The sequence below is a fragment of the Paenibacillus sp. LT-B23 genome, from assembly GCF_059417685.1.
The window spans coordinates 1-16,613 of sequence record NZ_JBSQBM010000015.1; the positions used below are offsets into that span (position 1 = coordinate 1).

The 16,613-nt window shown below is 47.1% G+C and carries 15 protein-coding genes and 3 pseudogenes; 13 read left to right on the forward strand and 5 right to left on the reverse strand.

The window, feature by feature from the left end; translation table 11 throughout:
• Positions 1-741, reverse strand: a pseudogene (locus ACWXW9_RS18655) (IS3 family transposase); the annotation flags it as partial.
• A gap of 57 nt (positions 742-798) precedes the next feature.
• Here ACWXW9_RS18655 and ACWXW9_RS18660 point away from each other — a divergent pair.
• From ACWXW9_RS18660 to ACWXW9_RS18690, 7 genes and pseudogenes are all read left to right on the forward strand, one after another.
• A complete protein-coding gene (locus ACWXW9_RS18660; RefSeq protein ID WP_494930616.1) occupies positions 799-969 on the forward strand; it encodes a DUF255 domain-containing protein in 171 nt (56 codons plus the stop codon).
• A gap of 37 nt (positions 970-1,006) precedes the next feature.
• A pseudogene (locus ACWXW9_RS18665) lies at positions 1,007-1,312 on the forward strand (hypothetical protein); the annotation flags it as partial.
• A gap of 235 nt (positions 1,313-1,547) precedes the next feature.
• Positions 1,548-3,875 carry a xanthine dehydrogenase family protein molybdopterin-binding subunit gene (locus tag ACWXW9_RS18670; protein WP_494930617.1) on the forward strand — a complete coding sequence of 776 codons (2,328 nt, stop codon included), beginning with the start codon at positions 1,548-1,550 and terminating at the stop codon, positions 3,873-3,875.
• The gene (locus ACWXW9_RS18675; RefSeq protein ID WP_494930618.1) at positions 3,862-4,695 is read left to right on the forward strand and encodes an FAD binding domain-containing protein; all 834 of its coding nucleotides are present in this window, start codon (positions 3,862-3,864) and stop codon (positions 4,693-4,695) included. Before ACWXW9_RS18670 ends, ACWXW9_RS18675 begins: the two co-directional genes overlap by 14 nt.
• Positions 4,696-4,698: 3 nt before the next feature.
• Positions 4,699-5,199 (forward strand): (2Fe-2S)-binding protein, encoded by a 501-nt coding sequence (locus ACWXW9_RS18680; protein ID WP_494930619.1) that lies wholly within the window; start codon positions 4,699-4,701, stop codon positions 5,197-5,199.
• Between the two features lie 15 nt (positions 5,200-5,214).
• Positions 5,215-6,264 (forward strand): XdhC family protein, encoded by a 1,050-nt coding sequence (locus ACWXW9_RS18685; RefSeq protein ID WP_494930620.1) that lies wholly within the window; start codon positions 5,215-5,217, stop codon positions 6,262-6,264.
• Positions 6,251-6,892 (forward strand): nucleotidyltransferase family protein, encoded by a 642-nt coding sequence (locus tag ACWXW9_RS18690; protein ID WP_494930621.1) that lies wholly within the window; start codon positions 6,251-6,253, stop codon positions 6,890-6,892. The genes ACWXW9_RS18685 and ACWXW9_RS18690 overlap by 14 nt, the downstream gene beginning before the upstream one ends.
• Here the strand turns inward: ACWXW9_RS18690 and ACWXW9_RS18695 are convergent.
• Positions 6,850-7,881 (reverse strand): FUSC family protein, encoded by a 1,032-nt coding sequence (locus ACWXW9_RS18695; RefSeq protein WP_494930622.1) that lies wholly within the window; start codon positions 7,879-7,881, stop codon positions 6,850-6,852. The genes ACWXW9_RS18690 and ACWXW9_RS18695 overlap by 43 nt on opposite strands.
• A gap of 250 nt (positions 7,882-8,131) precedes the next feature.
• Between ACWXW9_RS18695 and ACWXW9_RS18700 the strand changes: the two are divergent.
• The 4 genes and pseudogenes from ACWXW9_RS18700 to mmsB all read left to right on the forward strand — a co-directional run.
• A pseudogene (locus ACWXW9_RS18700) lies at positions 8,132-8,253 on the forward strand (DUF255 domain-containing protein); the annotation flags it as partial.
• A gap of 389 nt (positions 8,254-8,642) precedes the next feature.
• Positions 8,643-9,728 (forward strand): multiple monosaccharide ABC transporter substrate-binding protein, encoded by a 1,086-nt coding sequence (gene chvE, locus ACWXW9_RS18705; protein WP_494930623.1) that lies wholly within the window; start codon positions 8,643-8,645, stop codon positions 9,726-9,728.
• A 34-nt stretch (positions 9,729-9,762) separates the two neighbouring features.
• Complete coding sequence (mmsA, locus tag ACWXW9_RS18710; RefSeq protein WP_494930624.1) at positions 9,763-11,313, forward strand: multiple monosaccharide ABC transporter ATP-binding protein; 1,551 nt, start codon at positions 9,763-9,765, stop codon at positions 11,311-11,313.
• The gene (gene mmsB, locus ACWXW9_RS18715) at positions 11,297-12,460 is read left to right on the forward strand and encodes a multiple monosaccharide ABC transporter permease (protein WP_494930625.1); all 1,164 of its coding nucleotides are present in this window, start codon (positions 11,297-11,299) and stop codon (positions 12,458-12,460) included. Before mmsA ends, mmsB begins: the two co-directional genes overlap by 17 nt.
• Before the next feature lie 105 nt (positions 12,461-12,565).
• Here mmsB and ACWXW9_RS18720 read toward each other — a convergent pair whose 3' ends face one another.
• Positions 12,566-13,465 (reverse strand): SDR family oxidoreductase, encoded by a 900-nt coding sequence (locus ACWXW9_RS18720; protein ID WP_494930626.1) that lies wholly within the window; start codon positions 13,463-13,465, stop codon positions 12,566-12,568.
• Positions 13,466-13,587: 122 nt separating this feature from the next.
• A complete protein-coding gene (locus tag ACWXW9_RS18725; RefSeq protein ID WP_494930627.1) occupies positions 13,588-14,340 on the reverse strand; it encodes an MBL fold metallo-hydrolase in 753 nt (250 codons plus the stop codon).
• 162 nt (positions 14,341-14,502) lie between these two features.
• On the opposite strand from ACWXW9_RS18725, the gene ACWXW9_RS18730 reads away from it, so the two are divergent.
• Entirely contained in the window at positions 14,503-14,931 is a 429-nt protein-coding gene (locus ACWXW9_RS18730; RefSeq protein WP_494930731.1) for an Lrp/AsnC family transcriptional regulator, read from the forward strand.
• 55 nt (positions 14,932-14,986) lie between these two features.
• On the opposite strand, the gene ACWXW9_RS18735 is transcribed toward ACWXW9_RS18730, so the two are convergent.
• Positions 14,987-15,505, reverse strand: a complete 519-nt coding sequence (locus ACWXW9_RS18735; protein ID WP_494930628.1) for a GNAT family N-acetyltransferase — start codon at positions 15,503-15,505, stop codon at positions 14,987-14,989.
• A 192-nt stretch (positions 15,506-15,697) separates the two neighbouring features.
• Between ACWXW9_RS18735 and ACWXW9_RS18740 the strand changes: the two genes are divergently transcribed.
• On the forward strand, positions 15,698-16,612 hold the full coding sequence (locus ACWXW9_RS18740) for an EcsC family protein (protein WP_494930629.1): 915 nt from the start codon (positions 15,698-15,700) through the stop codon (positions 16,610-16,612).
• The last annotated feature ends 1 nt before the right edge of the window (position 16,613 follow it).

Genomic DNA, 16,613 nt, shown 5'->3' on the forward strand with positions numbered 1-16,613 from the left:
GCTCTAACTCCAAGTGACAGAGACTCTGAAAGTTCATATGGTTCACGAACTCTGTTTTCATGATCTTATAAGTGGCTTCGGCCACGGCGTTGTCATACGGACACCCTTTCGCACTTAGCGATCGACCGATTTCAAACGTCTCTAACAGCTCGTCCATCCTTTGATTTTTAAACTCGCTGCCACGGTCAGTATGAAACCACTGAATCTGACGCAGATCGCCTTCCACGGTCGCAAAGGCACGGGAAACCAGCGCTGCATCCTTATGGGGGCCAGCACTATGACCAATAATTTCTCGATTGTACAGATCAATCAGCACGCATATATAGTGCCATTCGTTGCGAACCTTCACAGAGGTTAGATCACTGACCACTACTCGTTTACTCTCCGTCTGGTTAACTTGCGATTCAGTGTATTGGTGGTGGCCGCTTCATTACAAGCGGTTTTATGCGGCTTATACTGTGCTACGGTGTAGGTTGAAACCAGTCCCTGTTCTTTCATGACACGGCCGATTCGACGTCTGGAAACGATGAGTTCTCGCTCATGAAGCTTCGCTTTGATTTTTCGGGTGCCGTATGCTTTTCGATTTTTCCGAAAAATGTCCACAATGGCTGTGGTCACCTCGTCTTCCGGCGACGGTTCGCATGCTTCATAGTAAAACGTACTTCTTGCGATTTGCAGGACGTCACACATTGCTGATACCGAGTATTTATCACGGTTATTCTGGATGATATTTATTTGAGAGAACTTCCAAACAAAAATCTCTTTACCCAAACCCAGCACGAAAAGAGGTGATGCCCCATGACAACTCAAAAAGTATCCAATAGATTAGCCAAGGAAAAGTCGCCTTATTTGCTGCAGCATGCACATAATCCGGTGAACTGGTTTCCGTGGTCAGAAGAGGCTTTTGAAATCGCGAAGCGTGATAACAAGCCTGTCTTCCTATCTATTGGATATTGCTATTTTGTGTAAAATAATACCATGTTTCATTGGTGACACGTCGGTGAATTCTACTCATGTTATTGCTGAAATTATTTCCGATTCCCTTCAATCTCAATCCCTCAAACTTCGTTTATCCTACGTTGTCTTCGCCTTGAACAGTCAAATAAGTGAAATCGTGCTGTCTTGGTTTGAGCAAAAAGCGGTCGCCATCCTGCTGGGCTTGTTCAGTCTCGGCATTCAGGACATTCGCATCGGACCGAAGCCGCCCGAATTCTTCTCGTCCGGCGTGCTGGATGCGTTGGTAGAGCTTTTTGGATTAAAGTTGATTACTACCGCCGAAGAGGATATGAACGCGATGTTGGCACTGTCGTAGGCTAAATATATTCGTGGTTCATACCACTAAGACACTAACCCCTCGTTAGTGTCTTTTTACCTTTCAATGGGTAAAACTAACTTTTGATAATAAGGACAAGAAGTCCTGGATATATATAGGATATGGGGAAATTGAATAAATAAAAATTCGAATAGCCTCTCGTGTATAAAAATCCCTTGTCCCACCCTGACTAGACGAAACGCTGCAGGGCAATTCGAAAACAAAGGAGGGGCCCATGATCGGTCTAGCGGTTGGAAAAAGCATTCCGAGAAAAGAAATATGGGAAAAAGTTACAGGGACTGCTAAATATGTGGATGATACCTCAAGCCCGGGTCTTTTACATGCCAAAATAGCGGTAAGTCCTCATGCTCACGCCAAAATAAAATCGATTGATTCGTCAGAGGCCTGGAAAATACCGGGCGTACGAGCGGTCATAACCGGAGAATATTTTCCGGTTTTGACGGGGTCACCGTTGGAAGACCGGCCACCAATCGCAATTGACAAAGTGAGATATTATGGTGAACCTGTCGCCCTTGTTGTCGCGGAACAGGAATATATTGCAGAGATGGCATCTCTTCGGATCAAGGTAGAATATGAGCTTTTACCAGTTGTCCATTCCCCAATTGAAGCCTATCAGAAAGATGCTCCGATCATTCACGAACATCTTGCCGCGTACAAGCGGCACGAAGAGGTTTACCCAGAGCCGGGAACAAACATCGCTAACCGAACCAAAATTCGCAAAGGGAATATGGAGGAAGGATGGAAGAATAGCGATCATACCATTGAAGTCCATGTAACTTTACCGCAATCGGATCACGCCGCGATGGAATTACGGTGCAGTAAAGCGGAGATTTTACCAGACGGAAAAGTGATCATCTATTCCGCTTCACAATCACCCTATATTATCCGAAGGGCAATCAGTCAGTCTTTTCAAATTCCGCTTCATAAAGTCATTGTCCATACTCCTTTGGTCGGAGGAAGTTTTGGCGGAAAAGCCGCCATTCAAATGGAATTTCTTACTTTTTTGGCTTCCAGTGCCGTTGGTGGGATGGCAGTGAAATTAGTTAATTCCAGGGAGCAGGATATGATCTCTTCACCGGTCCATATTGGGTTGGATGCCAGAATCAAACTTGGATGTACCGATGAAGGGAAAATTACCGCCGTGGAAATTCTACATTTGTTTGATGGTGGAGCCTATTCGGATCGGGGAGTGGTTATGAGCCGGGCGGGAGCCACTGATTGCACAGGGCCTTATCGAATCGATAACGTTCATTGCGACTCATTATGTATGTATACGAATCACCCTTATTCAACTTCATTTCGAGGATTCGGTCACCCGGAGTTGACGTTCGCTATCGAAAGAGCCATGGATTTATTAGCGAATCAAGTGCACATGGATCCTTTGGAGTTTCGTTTTCATAATGCGATTGGGCCGGGGGATACGACCCCGACACAAACTTTGCTGGATAGAAGCAATGTGGGTGATTTGCCCATGTGTATTGCAAAATTGAAAACGTTAATCCATTGGGACGACCGGCCCATCATAGAAATCAATGGCCACCTGATCAAGGCAAAAGGAGTATGCTGTTTCTGGAAAAATTCGAATACGCCAACAGACGCCGGGGCGGGAGCCATTGTTATATTTAATTCCGACGGAAGCGTTAATCTACTTTGCGGTGCAGTGGAAATCGGTCAAGGTACGAGGACGGCGCTTACTCAATTGTTGGCCGAACGGTTGCGTATGGATGACCGGATGATCCATATTTCAACGGAAGTGAATACTGAAACCGATCCCCAGCATTGGAAAACGGTGGCGAGCCGCAGCACCTTTTTAGTTGGCAATGCAATTCTGAAGGCGGCTGATGATGCCATCGAACAGCTAAAAAACACAGCTTCAATTGCGCTGGAGTGCTCGCCGGCCGAGTTGGATGTCGGAGGTGGAAGGGTTTACTTAAAGAATCGTTCCGATATCGGGATAGAAGTTGAAAAAATCGCCAGCGGGTACAAGTTCCCGAACGGGAATACAATCGGAGGTCAGGTGATCGGACGCGGGAGCTACACGATGCGTAATCTAACAAAGCTGGATCCTGAAACCGGTAAAGGGAATCCCGGTCCGGAATGGACAGTAGGCGCACAGGCGGTTGAAGTGGAATTGAATACAAGGGATTACACATATAAAATCGTTAAAGCGGCGACGGTCATTGATGCCGGAAAGGTGATTAACCCAGAATTCGCCCGTAGTCAGATTACAGGGGGCATGAGCATGGGGTTGGGTCTTGCTAGTCGGGAGGTTTTTCTGTTCGATCATAGAGGTATCCTATTAAATCCGCAACTGCGAACATATAAGCTGATTCGGTATGGGGAGCAACCGGAGTACTTCGTTGATTTCATCGAGACGCCGCATTTGGAAGCGCCTTACGGATTGCGCGGAATCGGTGAGCATGGCGTGATTGGCATGCCTGCGGCATTGGCGAACAGTTTGTCGACCGCTGCCGGCGTAGGATTCAATCAGCTGCCTCTAACGCCGGAATCGATCTGGAGGACGGTTCATGATTCCGTTTGATTTTGAATATTATAAACCATCTTCCGTTCTGGAGGCTGTGGAATTATTCCGACATCTGCTTACACAAGGGAAGAGACCGATGTATTTTTCCGGTGGAACGGAAATAATCACATGGGCCCGAATGAACTCCATTCAACCGCGAGCCGTTGTTGATTTGAAGTCCATTCCGGAGTGCAACGTAATTGACTTCCATAAGAATAACCTGGTTATTGGATCTTGCGTCACGTTATCGGCTTTATCCGAGATAAATCCGTTTCCGCTGCTCAGCGAAACGTCACAAGGAGTTGCCGACCAAACGGCTCGAAATAAAATCACGATCGGGGGGAACATTTGCGGCAAAATTTATTACAGGGAGGCCGTACTCCCGCTATTGTTGGCAAATAGTCGCATGATTATAGCAGGACTGGAAGGGATGAAAGAGGTTTCTATTCATCAGGTTTTCTTAGAACAGATCAGACTAGAAAGCGGAGAATTTCTTGTGCAAATCATTACAGACCGCGAATATTTATCGTTGCCGTTCGTTCATTTAAAAAAACGGCAGATCGGTAACGTTGGCTATCCCCTCGTCACGTTGTCTGCTCTTAAGAAAGATAATCAGATACGCACTGCATATAGCGGCGTTTGTGCATTTCCTTTCCGATCCATTGAAATCGAACAAGTGTTGAACAACCCAACGTTATCCCTAGAGGTAAAAATCGAAGAGGCAATCGGTAAGCTTCCGGCTCCGGTTCTGACTAATACGGAAGGATCCGCCGCTTATCGGGAATTTGTGCTCAAACAAACGATGATTGAAGTTGTAAGCATGTTGGAAGGAAGGTGAAGCATGCCATCTTTTGATACCACTCTTTATCCGGTAGAATTCCTAGTTAACGGTGAACGGAGAACGATTAGGGTTAGGGCTGCGGATACACTCTTATATGTTCTTCGAGAAAGTCTCGGGTTAACGGGAAGCAAATCCGGTTGTGACAATGGCGATTGCGGATCTTGTACCATATTAGTAAACAGGCTGCCTATAAAATCATGTATCATGCTCGCCGTGGAAGCCGATGGACAGCATATAACAACGATCGAAGGTTTGATCCATTCACCGGTGCTGAAAGCCTTTGTTCAAAAACAGGCGTTCCAATGCGGCTACTGTACACCCGGCTTTATTATGAACTGTCATGGTTTGTTGAATGTTCATCCGGATGCGAATGAAGAAACAATCAGGATATGGTTAGAATCCAACATTTGCAGGTGCATGTCCTATGAAGAAATTCACGAAGCAGTGAAGACTGTCTTTACGTCGAATAACGCTGCGGAACCGACATCCTATGGGAGTTAAAGGAGGAGGGCAGGCTTGGAAGAAATTCATCGTATTCTAGAAGCCATCCAATGTAACGACCAACGAAGCGTGCTCGCAACGATTACTCATGTGGAAGGGAGCGCCTACCGTAAAGAAGGAACCTCCATGCTATTTTTTGAAGACGGTTTGCAAATAGGGGTACTAAGTGCAGGCTGCTTGGAGGTGGATCTTGCGGCCCGTGTACCGGAAATTTTGGAGACAGGCGTTTCTTGCGGCTTTGTGTTCGACATGCAATCATCAGACCCGCTATCCTGGGGGGAAGAACCGGGGTGCGGCGGCGTTATTCATGTGACGATGGAACCCGTAGATGATGTATTCTTGGATCATCTATGTACTTTAAAGGATTATCTGGATCACCAGACCGAGGTCATGCTCATCAAAAAAATCAGCTCGGATCGGTCGGTTTCCGATTATGTTTTTGTGACCGGGAATCGGCAGCTATTCGGAGAATGGAGGGGAGGATTTCCACAGGTTCTATTGGATTTGACAGCGTCCGAGGAATCGCGTAGGAGCGGTATGAAGGTTGTTTCTTCCATGCAATCGAATGTTTTCGTCCATACTTATTATCCTAAACCGCGTTTGCTGATTTTTGGTGCGGGACCGGATGCCAGACCACTTGCAGCATTTGCGGCAGATACTGGTTTTTCTGTCATCGTCTTCGACTGGAGACCCGTTTTGTGCGATCGAAGTTATTTCCCGGATGTGGAAACTCTTTTATTGGGGTTTCCGGAGGAAACGGTATCGATGATACATTCTACATCTAACGATTATGCAGTTGTGATGACCCATAATTTTAGGAGAGATCAGCAACTGATTCGTTTTCTTTCTGAGCGGCAGCTTTGTTATCTCGGTGTTTTGGGTTCGAAACATAGAATGGAACGCTTACTAAACGGCGATCCGATTCCGGTGAATTTGCACTCTCCCGTAGGAATCGCGATTGGCGCGGAAGGACCGATGGAAATCGCAGTGAGCATTCTCGCAGATTTAATATATACGTATAGAAAAAATAGGAGACGACAAGCTGTTACCCATGAGACAGAATAGTATTATTGGCGTCTATTTAGCTGCAGGTCAAAGTACCCGAATGGGTTCGGATAAACTCCGACTAACGCTGGGTCCTATGAGTTTAGGGAGTTATGCATTGGCTGCGGCTTTGAATTCCTGGTTGGATTATGTTTGGATCATATCTGGTGATGCTGAAGCGGATTGGATGGATAGCGCATTCTACGAGGAGCCGATCAATCAAAAATGGTCCGTGATTTACTGCCCTGAAGCCCGTTTGGGGCAGGCATATTCCCTGCGGTGCGGTATACAGGCTGCAATTTCGATGGAAACTACAGCCGTGATGTTTTTTTTGGCGGATCAACCTTTAATCACTACCGAAATGATCAATGAACTGCTTAAACGTTATAAAACGGATCAGGCGAACGACAGCAGTGTTGATTACGTGGCTTCGAGTTACGATGGTTTGCCAAGGCCGCCGGTTATCTTTGGGCATCAAATGTATCCGGACCTCTTGCGATTACAAGGAGACCAGGGGGCCAGACAATTGATTCGTCAGGACAGATCGGGAATTTGTATCGACTTCGAAAACCCGGACTTGTTCATGGATGTGGATACAGAAGAAGATTATATATCTTTATTGGAGAAAATAGGCTTTTTGAAATCTTGAACGACTTGTTCGGCATTCATATATAAAGCAAGCGGGTACTGATAATTCTTCAAATGAGAAGGCGCTTTGATTTGCAGGGTGAAAGCATTCGGATCAAGGAGGAGCGTGTCTGGAGCATCCAGTATTTTTTTCCACTCCTTTACAAGCGCCGCTATTTTATTCAAGTGATCGGCCCAAATCCGTTGATCTTCTTTCACAAAATTGCCGCTTTCGGACCATTTCATAAAAACTCGTATCATGTCAGAAAGATTCGCATAGCCTAACCGGAGCTGATCCATTTGCAGGGTCAACTGATTCAACGTACTGACCTTTTTTTGAGCGAGCGGGTTGTAATTCAAACTTTGGTTCGCCTTATCCAATTCAGTTGTCGCTTGATGAAGTTCTTGGAATAAGGTTTGCAATTCTTCTTTCATCGTTAGAGCTTCACTCGAGGAGCAACCGCGTTCTACCCATTGTGCGGTGTTAAATAAATGCTTGGTTAAATGGTCCGCGAAATGGATCATCTTTTTTTTGGCTTTATTAATGGAGTCGGGAGGGAAAATCAGCATCTGGATCAGTACCGCGACGGCAGCTCCGATAATAGTATCTCGGATGCGGTCAAACGGATAGCTGGGCATCTTGCTTTGAAAGTACATTACTAATAAAATGCTAAGCGCAACCTGGATCATAATAGCATGATCTAATTTCAACCGTGCAACAATGATAGCCCCAACAAAGAGCAGTAACCCGATGCTCCAACCGCTTAAGCCAACATAGGGAGCTATAGTCACTGTGAAAAGGACGCCAGCAATCGTACCTATGATACGCTGCCAAGCAAATTGCATGGACTTGCTAACCGTCATTTGGATGGACAATATGACCGTAAGCGGAGCCAAGTAAGGATGGCTAGATCCAGCCCATTTCGCGAACTCCCATGACAGTGCTGCAGCTAATGGGGTTTTCCATACAACCGCATTATTATTAAGGAAAACAATGATTTTACTCTTCACGTTGCTTTAACCCCATTTATTATTGGTTTAGGTTATTATTACCACTGATTAAACGGAAATTCCTGTCTCTTTTATTAAGGAATTCACTCATTATTTCCAACGCGATGTGGAACTATTCAAAACATGAGGTTCAAATAATGTAATTAACAAGTTAAGCTCTTTGAAAAAAAGAAACAAAAATGAGGGATGCTAGACGGAATTGATTAAAGAAGAGATAAATTAAAAATCAGAACTGTAATAATATTTCCACATCATCACTGAGAAATCGCCATACTTGCTTCAACACGCTCATAATCCAGTCAACTGGTACGCCTGGAATTTGACACCGCAAGACGAGAAAATAAGCCAATTTTCTTATCTAATAGGTATAACTAACATTATTGACCCACACGAACCTGTCATTGGTGAATTGTCAATAAAAGTGTGAACTCTTTAGATAGCGGATTTAATGGTTCTACAAATTGAGACTTTGCCAATCGTGAGCAGGCTAAAGTCTTTTTGTGTTTTCAAAATATATGAGCGATCTCCCGACAATCTTTATTCCTCCTCAAATCACTCCCCCCCACACAAAGGTTAAAATTTTATAAAAAAAGTTCAAAACCAGCAAAGACCTTTCCCGGCTTGGAATGATACCATGTGGTTGCACATAAAAAAAGGAGAGGCACTCGTTGCCTCACTTATGTAAGCGCTATCTCATCTCTACTCTAATCAGCACTTACCTTCAAAATGACCCGCATCACATGAGGAAAGGGGAACTTCATATGAAAAAAGGAGCTGTTGTCGTCTGGCTTCTGGTTTTGGCCTTGATGCTTTCGGCCTGTAATTTGGCGGAGAGTGGAACGGGCAGCAAGGAAAAAGGTTATGTGGGCATTTCCATGCCGACCAAATCGTCCGAGCGTTGGGTAGGGGACGGAGAGAATATGGTCCGGCTGTTTCAAGAGCAAGGCTATAAAACAGATTTACAGTACGCCGAGGACGTGGTGGAAAACCAGATTGCCCAAATTGAAAATATGATTACCAAGGGCGTGAATGTCATGGTGGTTGCATCCGTGGATGGGAACACACTGACGGATGTAATCCAGAAGGCGCACGACCGGAGGATTCAGGTCATTTCCTATGACCGTCTGATTCGGAACACGCCGTATCTGACGTATTATGCGACCTTCGACAATTTTAAGGTGGGCGTGTTACAGGCGTCATATATTGAGAAAAAGCTGGGACTCAAAGAAGGCAAAGGCCCCTTCAATGTAGAGCTGTTCGGCGGTTCGCCGGATGACAACAACGCGTATTTCTTCTTTAACGGCGCGATGTCTGTCCTCAAGCCATACATCGATTCCGGAAAACTGGTTGTGCGCAGCAAGCAAATGACGATGGCGCAGATCGCTACGCTGCGGTGGGATGGAGCTTTGGCCCAGTCGCGAATGGATAATCTGCTGAGCGCCTACTATTCGGGAGCGAATCTGGACGCGGTGTTATCTCCATATGACGGAATCAGCATAGGCATTATTTCATCCCTCAAAGGGGTTGGCTACGGAACAGCGAACAAGCCGCTGCCGATCATTACGGGGCAGGATGCGGAGCTGGCTTCGATCAAGTCGATTGTGGCCGGGGAGCAGACGCAAACCGTGTTCAAGGATACCCGCAAGCTGGCTGAGCAAACGGTAGTGATGGCCAACAGCATTTTACAGGGCAAGCAAGCGGAAGTGAATGATGCCAAATCGTATAACAACGGAATAAAAGTAGTTCCTGCTTATTTGCTTGATCCGATCTCGGTGGATCGGACGAATGTCGAGAAGGATATTGTCGGCAGTCATTATTACACCAAGGAGCAAATCGGACTGAAATAAGAGCAGGCTATTCAAACCGAAAGGAGCGTATCCCATGACTGGAATCATTTTGGAAATGAAGGGAATTACCAAGACCTTTCCCGGCGTGAAGGCGTTGGAAAATGTAAATCTCAAGGTCAAGGAAGGCGAAATCCATTCCCTGTGCGGTGAGAACGGTGCGGGCAAATCGACGCTGATGAAGGTACTGAGCGGTGTATATCCGCATGGAACCTACGAAGGGGATATTGTTTTCCAGGGTAAAACGTGCGAGTTCAAGGATATCAAGCAGAGCGAGGAATTGGGTATTGTCATTATCCATCAGGAGCTGGCACTGATCCCGTATCTCTCGATTGCGGAAAATATTTATCTGGGCAACGAACGCGCCAGCGGCGGCGTGATTGATTGGAAAGAGACTATTGTCGGCACACGCGAGCTGCTGTCCAAGGTCGGCTTAAGCGAAAATCCCAATACATTAGTTACGAACATCGGGGTCGGGAAGCAACAACTGGTTGAAATTGCGAAAGCGCTCTCTAAAAAGGTAAAGCTGCTCATTCTCGATGAACCGACAGCGGCGTTGAATGAGGATGACAGCGAAAACCTGCTTAATCTGATGCTGGAATTTAAAAGACAGGGCATTTCCTGCATTCTCATCTCCCACAAGCTGAATGAGGTCGCCAAGGTATCGGATTCGATCACGATTTTGCGGGACGGGAAGACGATTGAGACACTGGATATGAAAAAGGATGAGGTTACGGAGGATCGGATTATTAGCGGGATGGTTGGACGTGATCTGACCAGCCGTTATCCAGAGCGCCATGCCGAGATTGGCAAAGTCGTTTTGGAAGTGAAGGATTGGACGGTGTATCACGAGCATCATGCGGAGCGCAAGGTGCTGGATCAGGTGAATTTGAACATTCGTCGCGGTGAAATTGTTGGTATTGCCGGGCTGATGGGGGCGGGACGGACCGAGCTGGCGATGAGTATTTTCGGCAAATCGTACGGACGCAACATTTCCGGTCAACTGATCAAAGACGGCAAGCTGATTCAAAACAACACCGTAACGGACGCGATCAACAATGGCTTTGCCTATGTGACAGAGGATCGCAAGGAGTATGGCCTCATTCTAATGGATGATATCAAGCGTAATATTTCGCTGACTGGCCTGAACAAGCTGACAAAGGGTGCTGTCGTCAATGAGCAGGAGGAAGTCGTCGTTGCAGAGGAAATGAAAAAAAGTATGAACATCAAAGCGCCGAGCATTTTACAGAAAACGGGTAATCTGAGTGGCGGCAATCAGCAGAAGGTGGTGCTGAGCAAATGGATTTTTGCCGGGCCGGACATTCTGATTCTGGATGAGCCGACGCGGGGCATTGATGTGGGCGCCAAATATGAAATTTATACGATTATTCATCGACTTGCCGCCGAAGGCAAGGGTGTGCTGGTTATTTCGTCCGAGCTGCCAGAGGTACTGGGCTTGTGTGACCGGATTTACGTCATGAACGCCGGGCGGATTACGGGAGAGGTTAGCCGTGAGGACGCGTCGCAGGAAACATTGATGAGATATATGACCAAGTCGGGAGGCGTGAAGCATGGAAACCATAACTAAATTATTTAAAAATAACATCCGCCAATATGGCATGATGATTGCGCTGGTCGTCATTATGATCCTGTTCGAGGTGCTGACGGGCGGCCTGCTGTTGAAGCCGATTAATATTACAAATCTGATTCTGCAAAACAGCTACATTCTCGTGCTCGCTATCGGGATGGTGCTGGTCATCATCACGGGACATATTGATTTGTCTGTCGGCTCGATCGCCGCTTTTGTCGGAGCAGTGGCCGCCATCATGATGGTGGATTGGCAGCTTCCGGCGTGGATCGCCGTGATTGCATCCTTGGTAGTCGGAGCGCTGATCGGCGCATGGCAAGGGTTCTGGGTCGCCTATGTGCGGATTCCGGCCTTTATCGTGACGTTGGCGGGGATGCTGCTCTTTCGTGGCTTGACCATGATCGTACTGGAAGGTCAATCTATCTCTCCTTTTCCGGGTGGCTTCCAGAAAATCAGTTCAGGCTTCCTGCCGGATTTCGCTTCTTCCGGTTATAATCTGGTATCCATCATTGTCGGCATCGCGCTCACGGTATGGTTTATCGTCAATGAGCTTCGCGAGCGCCGTTCCCAGCATAAATACGGTTTCGAGGTTCCGTCACAGACTTTATTTGTACTCAAGCTGATTGTGGTGGCTGCTGTCATCAATCTGTTCACCTTTATGCTCGCGAGCTACGCGGGAATCCCGAACATTCTCGTTCTGCTGTTTATTCTGATCGTCGTATACTCCTTCGTGATGAACCGCACGATTATGGGCCGTCATGTGTATGCGCTGGGTGGAAATGAAAAGGCGGCGGGTCTGTCCGGTGTCAAAACGAAAAAAGTAACGTTCTGGGTATTCGTCAACATGGGCGTGCTGGCCGCCATTTCCGGTCTGATCTTCGCTGCACGTCTGAACGCGGCTACGCCGAGAGCAGGTACGAACTTTGAGCTGGATGCCATCGCAGCTTGCTTTATCGGTGGGGCTTCGGCATCCGGCGGTATCGGGACGGTTTTCGGAGCGATTATCGGTGGTCTGGTTATGGGCGTACTGAATAACGGCATGTCCCTGATCGGTCTGGGCATTGACTGGCAGCAAGGCATCAAGGGCTTGGTGCTGCTGCTGGCGGTAGCCTTCGATATTTACAACAAAAACAAAAGATCGGCTTAAACTTCATATTCCATTGTCGTATAAAAGGAACCTCCAGTCCCACTTAAAATGTGGATGCTGGAGGTTCCTTGTTGGTTGGGCCTTGCCGCTATCAATCCTGCGTATTTAAGTCGTCACCATTTGTCCGCCGTTTACATGCAGCGTTTGGCCTGTAATATAGGAGCCGTCATCCGAAGCCAGCAGCACATAAGCAGGGGCCAGCTCATAAGGCTGCCCGGCACGCTTCATCGGCGTATTGGTTCCGAAGGTGCGGATCGCTTCCGGCGATTGTGTGGCGGCATTCAGCGGAGTCCAGATTGGACCGGGAGCAATAGCGTTCACACGAATGCCCTGATCGACCAGATTATTAGCCAGAGCGCGGGTAAAGCTGACAATCGCCCCTTTGGTAGCTGAATAGTCGATCAGATTCTTTTGACCCACATACGCTGTAATCGAAGCCGTATTGACGATACTGGCCCCAGCCCGCATATAAGGCAGCGCTGCCGTTGTCATATGGAAGAAGGAAATAATATTCGTATCAAACGTGTCACGAAGCTGCTGCTCGCTGATATCCAGATACGATTCACGCACAAACTGAACACCAAGATTATTAATGAGGATGTCAATACGTCCAAAGGTTTCTATCGCTTTTTGAACAACCAGACCACAGTTGCTTTTTTGCCTCAAATCCCCCGGAATTAACAAACAGTGTCTGCCGAGCTTATGAATGACGTCACGTGTTTCCATGGCATCCCGATGCTCATCGAGATAAGCAATGACCAGATCGGCTCCTTCTTTGGCAAAAGCGACAGCAACCGCACGTCCGATTCCACTGTCCCCGCCGCTAACGATGGCAACCCGGTCCTGAAGCTTCCCGGTGCCAATATACTTCGGATTGTCAAAAATAGGACGGGGAACCATCAGATATTCCAATCCCGGCTGTCTATATTGATGTTGAGGAGGAAAGGCGATCGGAACTTCTTTACATTGGGTTTCTGTACCGTAATAAGGATATGGCCAATTCATGATTAATCCCTTCTTTAGGCGGTTTTGAAATCCAATATATTCGAAATGGGCGTAAACGGTGACTTACGACTTGTCCGCTGCTAGATAGGCATCATCCGTTTCCGGCAAGCCGTATTCAGACATTATCCCGAAATACTCGCTCCATCTATCGGAATATGCACACGATCATTCAGTCCTTCGCGGTTAATATGTTCCGTAAGCTCAAAGCGGGTGAGCAGACAATGGTTGATTGATTCCATGTGGACAGCCACTACTTGAGTATAGGGGGCGTGTTGCGCAACCGTCGTCACATCCTGTGCAGTCATCGTAATTGGATCACCAACCGTGAACCGTGCTCCTCCGGCATTCACAATCGTCCACTCCGGATGGTACTTGTCGAGTGCTTCTGATACTTCACTGCACCAGATTGTGTCCCCGGCCAAATAGACAACAGGCTCGCCTGGAGCCTGAAATACAAAGCCCGATACGGGGCCCATCATTTCCCCGATTTCTCCAGTACCATGATGCCCGGTTGTACGGATAATCTCAATATCTCCCACAGAACCAACCTCCCAAACCGGAGTTACCTGCTTAAAACCGTCAGCAGCGATCTGCTCTTCATTTCCGGGCTGGCAGAGGACAGGAAGCTGTTTGTCCAGCCATTGCACTGCTGCCGGGTCCCAGTGATCCGGGTGCAAATGCGTAACGATAACAACGTCAGGTTGTCCAAGCGTTTCCCATTGCGGCGGCAATGGAACCAGCGGATTACGGCGGTCATTTTCCGTATTGGGAATAGGCGGATTTGCGCCGGGCTCGCTCAGCATCGGGTCGATCAGGAATTTTACTCCGGCGAACTCCAGCCATAGGGTTGCATTGCGGATTAGTGTGATTTTCATATTTGGAATCTCCTTTTATATTGGTTAATTCATTTTTTATCCCGAATATTTTCGGCAGTTGTTTGTTTCTGTTACAATCATATCTGATGCAAGAAGGTACAGGCTACGGCCTGCTGAAAGGAAAACAAGAATTCTCGTTTCATCATGAAAGGAAAAATGGCTATGGAACTATTCGTACCTGATGAGATCGACCTGCGCATCCTTCATCATCTGATTGAGGACAGCTCTTTATCGCACAAGGAGATTGGTCTGCTTGTACATCTTACGGGCCAAGCGGTAGGAGCGCGTGTTCGAAAAATGCAAGATGCGGGCGTCATCGAGGGCTACACGCTACGCTGGAACCCTGAAAAAATGGGGCAGACCATTCATGCCTTTATTACGGTGTTTTTGAATTCGGGAACCGTTCACAGTGCTTTTCAGGCTTTTGCACGAGAACATCCTTATATCGTTGAGATTCATCGGGTTAGTGGGGAGGGCTGTTACTGGATGCGCTTGCGCATGTCGTCACAGGAAGAGCTAAATACCATGCTTGATGAACTGACGCAGTACGGCAATTACAAGCTAAGCTTTTCGTTAGGAGAAATAAAATGATAAAAGCTCCCGGTGCTGGTGCCGGGAGCTTTTTGTTAGAGAGGACGCATAGGGATTAGCTATGCAGGCTCATTTTTAAAATATGTTGCAAGCCGTGCGACCCCATCCTGGTGTTGCCCTCATCCTTAAAGCCGCATTTGAGATACAGACTTTGAGCAGGTAGATTACGGGCGTTGACACCCAGCACGACTTCACGAACATGAGAGAAATACTCGGAGATATATGGGGGCAGTAGAAGCATCCCTTTTTTGGCGTATCCTTGTCCCTGATCAGTGTAATGAATAGAGAAGGCACGCAGCAACAAAGCCTCGGAAGTATTCGTATAGTCCGTTAGCTCATCTCCATCGTACAAAATGAAAAATCCCACCGGTCTCCCGGCAGCAGTAATCACGACAGGATGGCGGTGCGGGTCTTGCTTGGCCAGTGCCAGCATTTCATCCGGCATTCCTGTAAACTGCTGCTGATCCTCAGGTAAATAAAAGGTATGTAAAACTGCGTCATGCTCACAATGGTAAGAGACAAGCTCCACGTCAGTAGTAGAGGAAGGCTGTGAGGTGATTGCAGGTTTGTTCATGGGTAGACTCCGATCTGTATGTATTTTGTACATATTAGGAATTATTGTTACGTAAAACAAAGCTTCGGTCAAGCCTGCAATTGGCTAAAACAATGTTAACATCTAATTCGCTAAAAAAGAAACCAGAACTCATCTTACTTACGTATTACCCATTACATAAATAAGCATGGTTTAAAGGAGACGTGTACTTCTATGAAGCAGGTTACAGCATATCGGGAAAGTCAGGAACGATTGCGTCATGAATTGAAGACCATTGAGGCGTGGGAGAAGGCGCAAAAGGATATTTTTTTCTGGGAAAAGCTCGGCAGATGGCCTTTTATGCTGCTGGATCGGCTGACGCCCAAAATGATTAAGGACAAGCTGGAACAGCTGCTTAACGAGTTGGGAAGCTTCATTCAAAACGGCGGTAAATATCTGGTGAAGGAAGAAACGGTTCTGAACAAGCTGAAACAGACGGCCCGTGAATATGTGATTCGGCAAAATGGTGCGGACTCCACTTCTGATACGCAGGATCGGCTTCATGATAGGGAAAACGCGGATTCGGACGTTAGCCCTGAACCGACATGGGGATTGAAGCAGGCGGCTGAGCTACCGCTAACGATCATGGATCAGACCGCTGATGATATTACATCAGGCCGCATCACCTTTGCCACCGCTCAGGGAGCAACAACGGGGATCGGCGGTGTGTTTACCATTGCGGCGGATATTCCTATTTTGCTCGGATTGTCGCTCAAAGTGCTTCAGGAAATGGCCTTATGCTACGGCTTCAATCCTGATGAGAAGCAGGAACGCATTTTTATAATTAAATGTATGCAATTTGCTTCATCTGATATTGTCGGTAAAAAGGCTGTGCTGGAGGAACTGGCCTTGTTTGATGATCCTTCACGCCAGGCACAGGTCTTTTCCCAAATGCAAGGGTGGAGAGAAGTCATTAACACCTATCGCGACCAGTTTGGATGGAAAAAGCTGCTTCAGATGATCCCGATTGCGGGCATTTTGTTCGGCTCCATTGCCAACCGAAGTGCTATAAGTGATGTAGCTGAAGCGGGTAAAATGCTATACAGGAAGCGCCGTATTTTGATACGTTTGGTGGAAGAAGAGAGCTGAC

What these genes read in the sequence shown, in the direction of transcription:
- ACWXW9_RS18690 (WP_494930621.1), top strand. Translation starts at nt 6,251, where the DNA reads ATGAGACAGAATAGTATTATTGGCGTCTATTTAGCTGCAGGTCAAAGT.
- ACWXW9_RS18675 (WP_494930618.1), top strand. Translation starts at nt 3,862, where the DNA reads ATGATTCCGTTTGATTTTGAATATTATAAACCATCTTCCGTTCTGGAG.
- ACWXW9_RS18725 (WP_494930627.1), bottom strand. Translation starts at nt 14,340, where the DNA reads ATGAAAATCACACTAATCCGCAATGCAACCCTATGGCTGGAGTTCGCC.
- ACWXW9_RS18740 (WP_494930629.1), top strand. Translation starts at nt 15,698, where the DNA reads ATGAAGCAGGTTACAGCATATCGGGAAAGTCAGGAACGATTGCGTCAT.
- mmsA (WP_494930624.1), top strand. Translation starts at nt 9,763, where the DNA reads ATGACTGGAATCATTTTGGAAATGAAGGGAATTACCAAGACCTTTCCC.
- ACWXW9_RS18735 (WP_494930628.1), bottom strand. Translation starts at nt 15,505, where the DNA reads ATGAACAAACCTGCAATCACCTCACAGCCTTCCTCTACTACTGACGTG.
- mmsB (WP_494930625.1), top strand. Translation starts at nt 11,297, where the DNA reads ATGGAAACCATAACTAAATTATTTAAAAATAACATCCGCCAATATGGC.
- chvE (WP_494930623.1), top strand. Translation starts at nt 8,643, where the DNA reads ATGAAAAAAGGAGCTGTTGTCGTCTGGCTTCTGGTTTTGGCCTTGATG.
- ACWXW9_RS18730 (WP_494930731.1), top strand. Translation starts at nt 14,503, where the DNA reads ATGGAACTATTCGTACCTGATGAGATCGACCTGCGCATCCTTCATCAT.
- ACWXW9_RS18670 (WP_494930617.1), top strand. Translation starts at nt 1,548, where the DNA reads ATGATCGGTCTAGCGGTTGGAAAAAGCATTCCGAGAAAAGAAATATGG.
- ACWXW9_RS18660 (WP_494930616.1), top strand. Translation starts at nt 799, where the DNA reads ATGACAACTCAAAAAGTATCCAATAGATTAGCCAAGGAAAAGTCGCCT.
- ACWXW9_RS18680 (WP_494930619.1), top strand. Translation starts at nt 4,699, where the DNA reads ATGCCATCTTTTGATACCACTCTTTATCCGGTAGAATTCCTAGTTAAC.
- ACWXW9_RS18720 (WP_494930626.1), bottom strand. Translation starts at nt 13,465, where the DNA reads ATGAATTGGCCATATCCTTATTACGGTACAGAAACCCAATGTAAAGAA.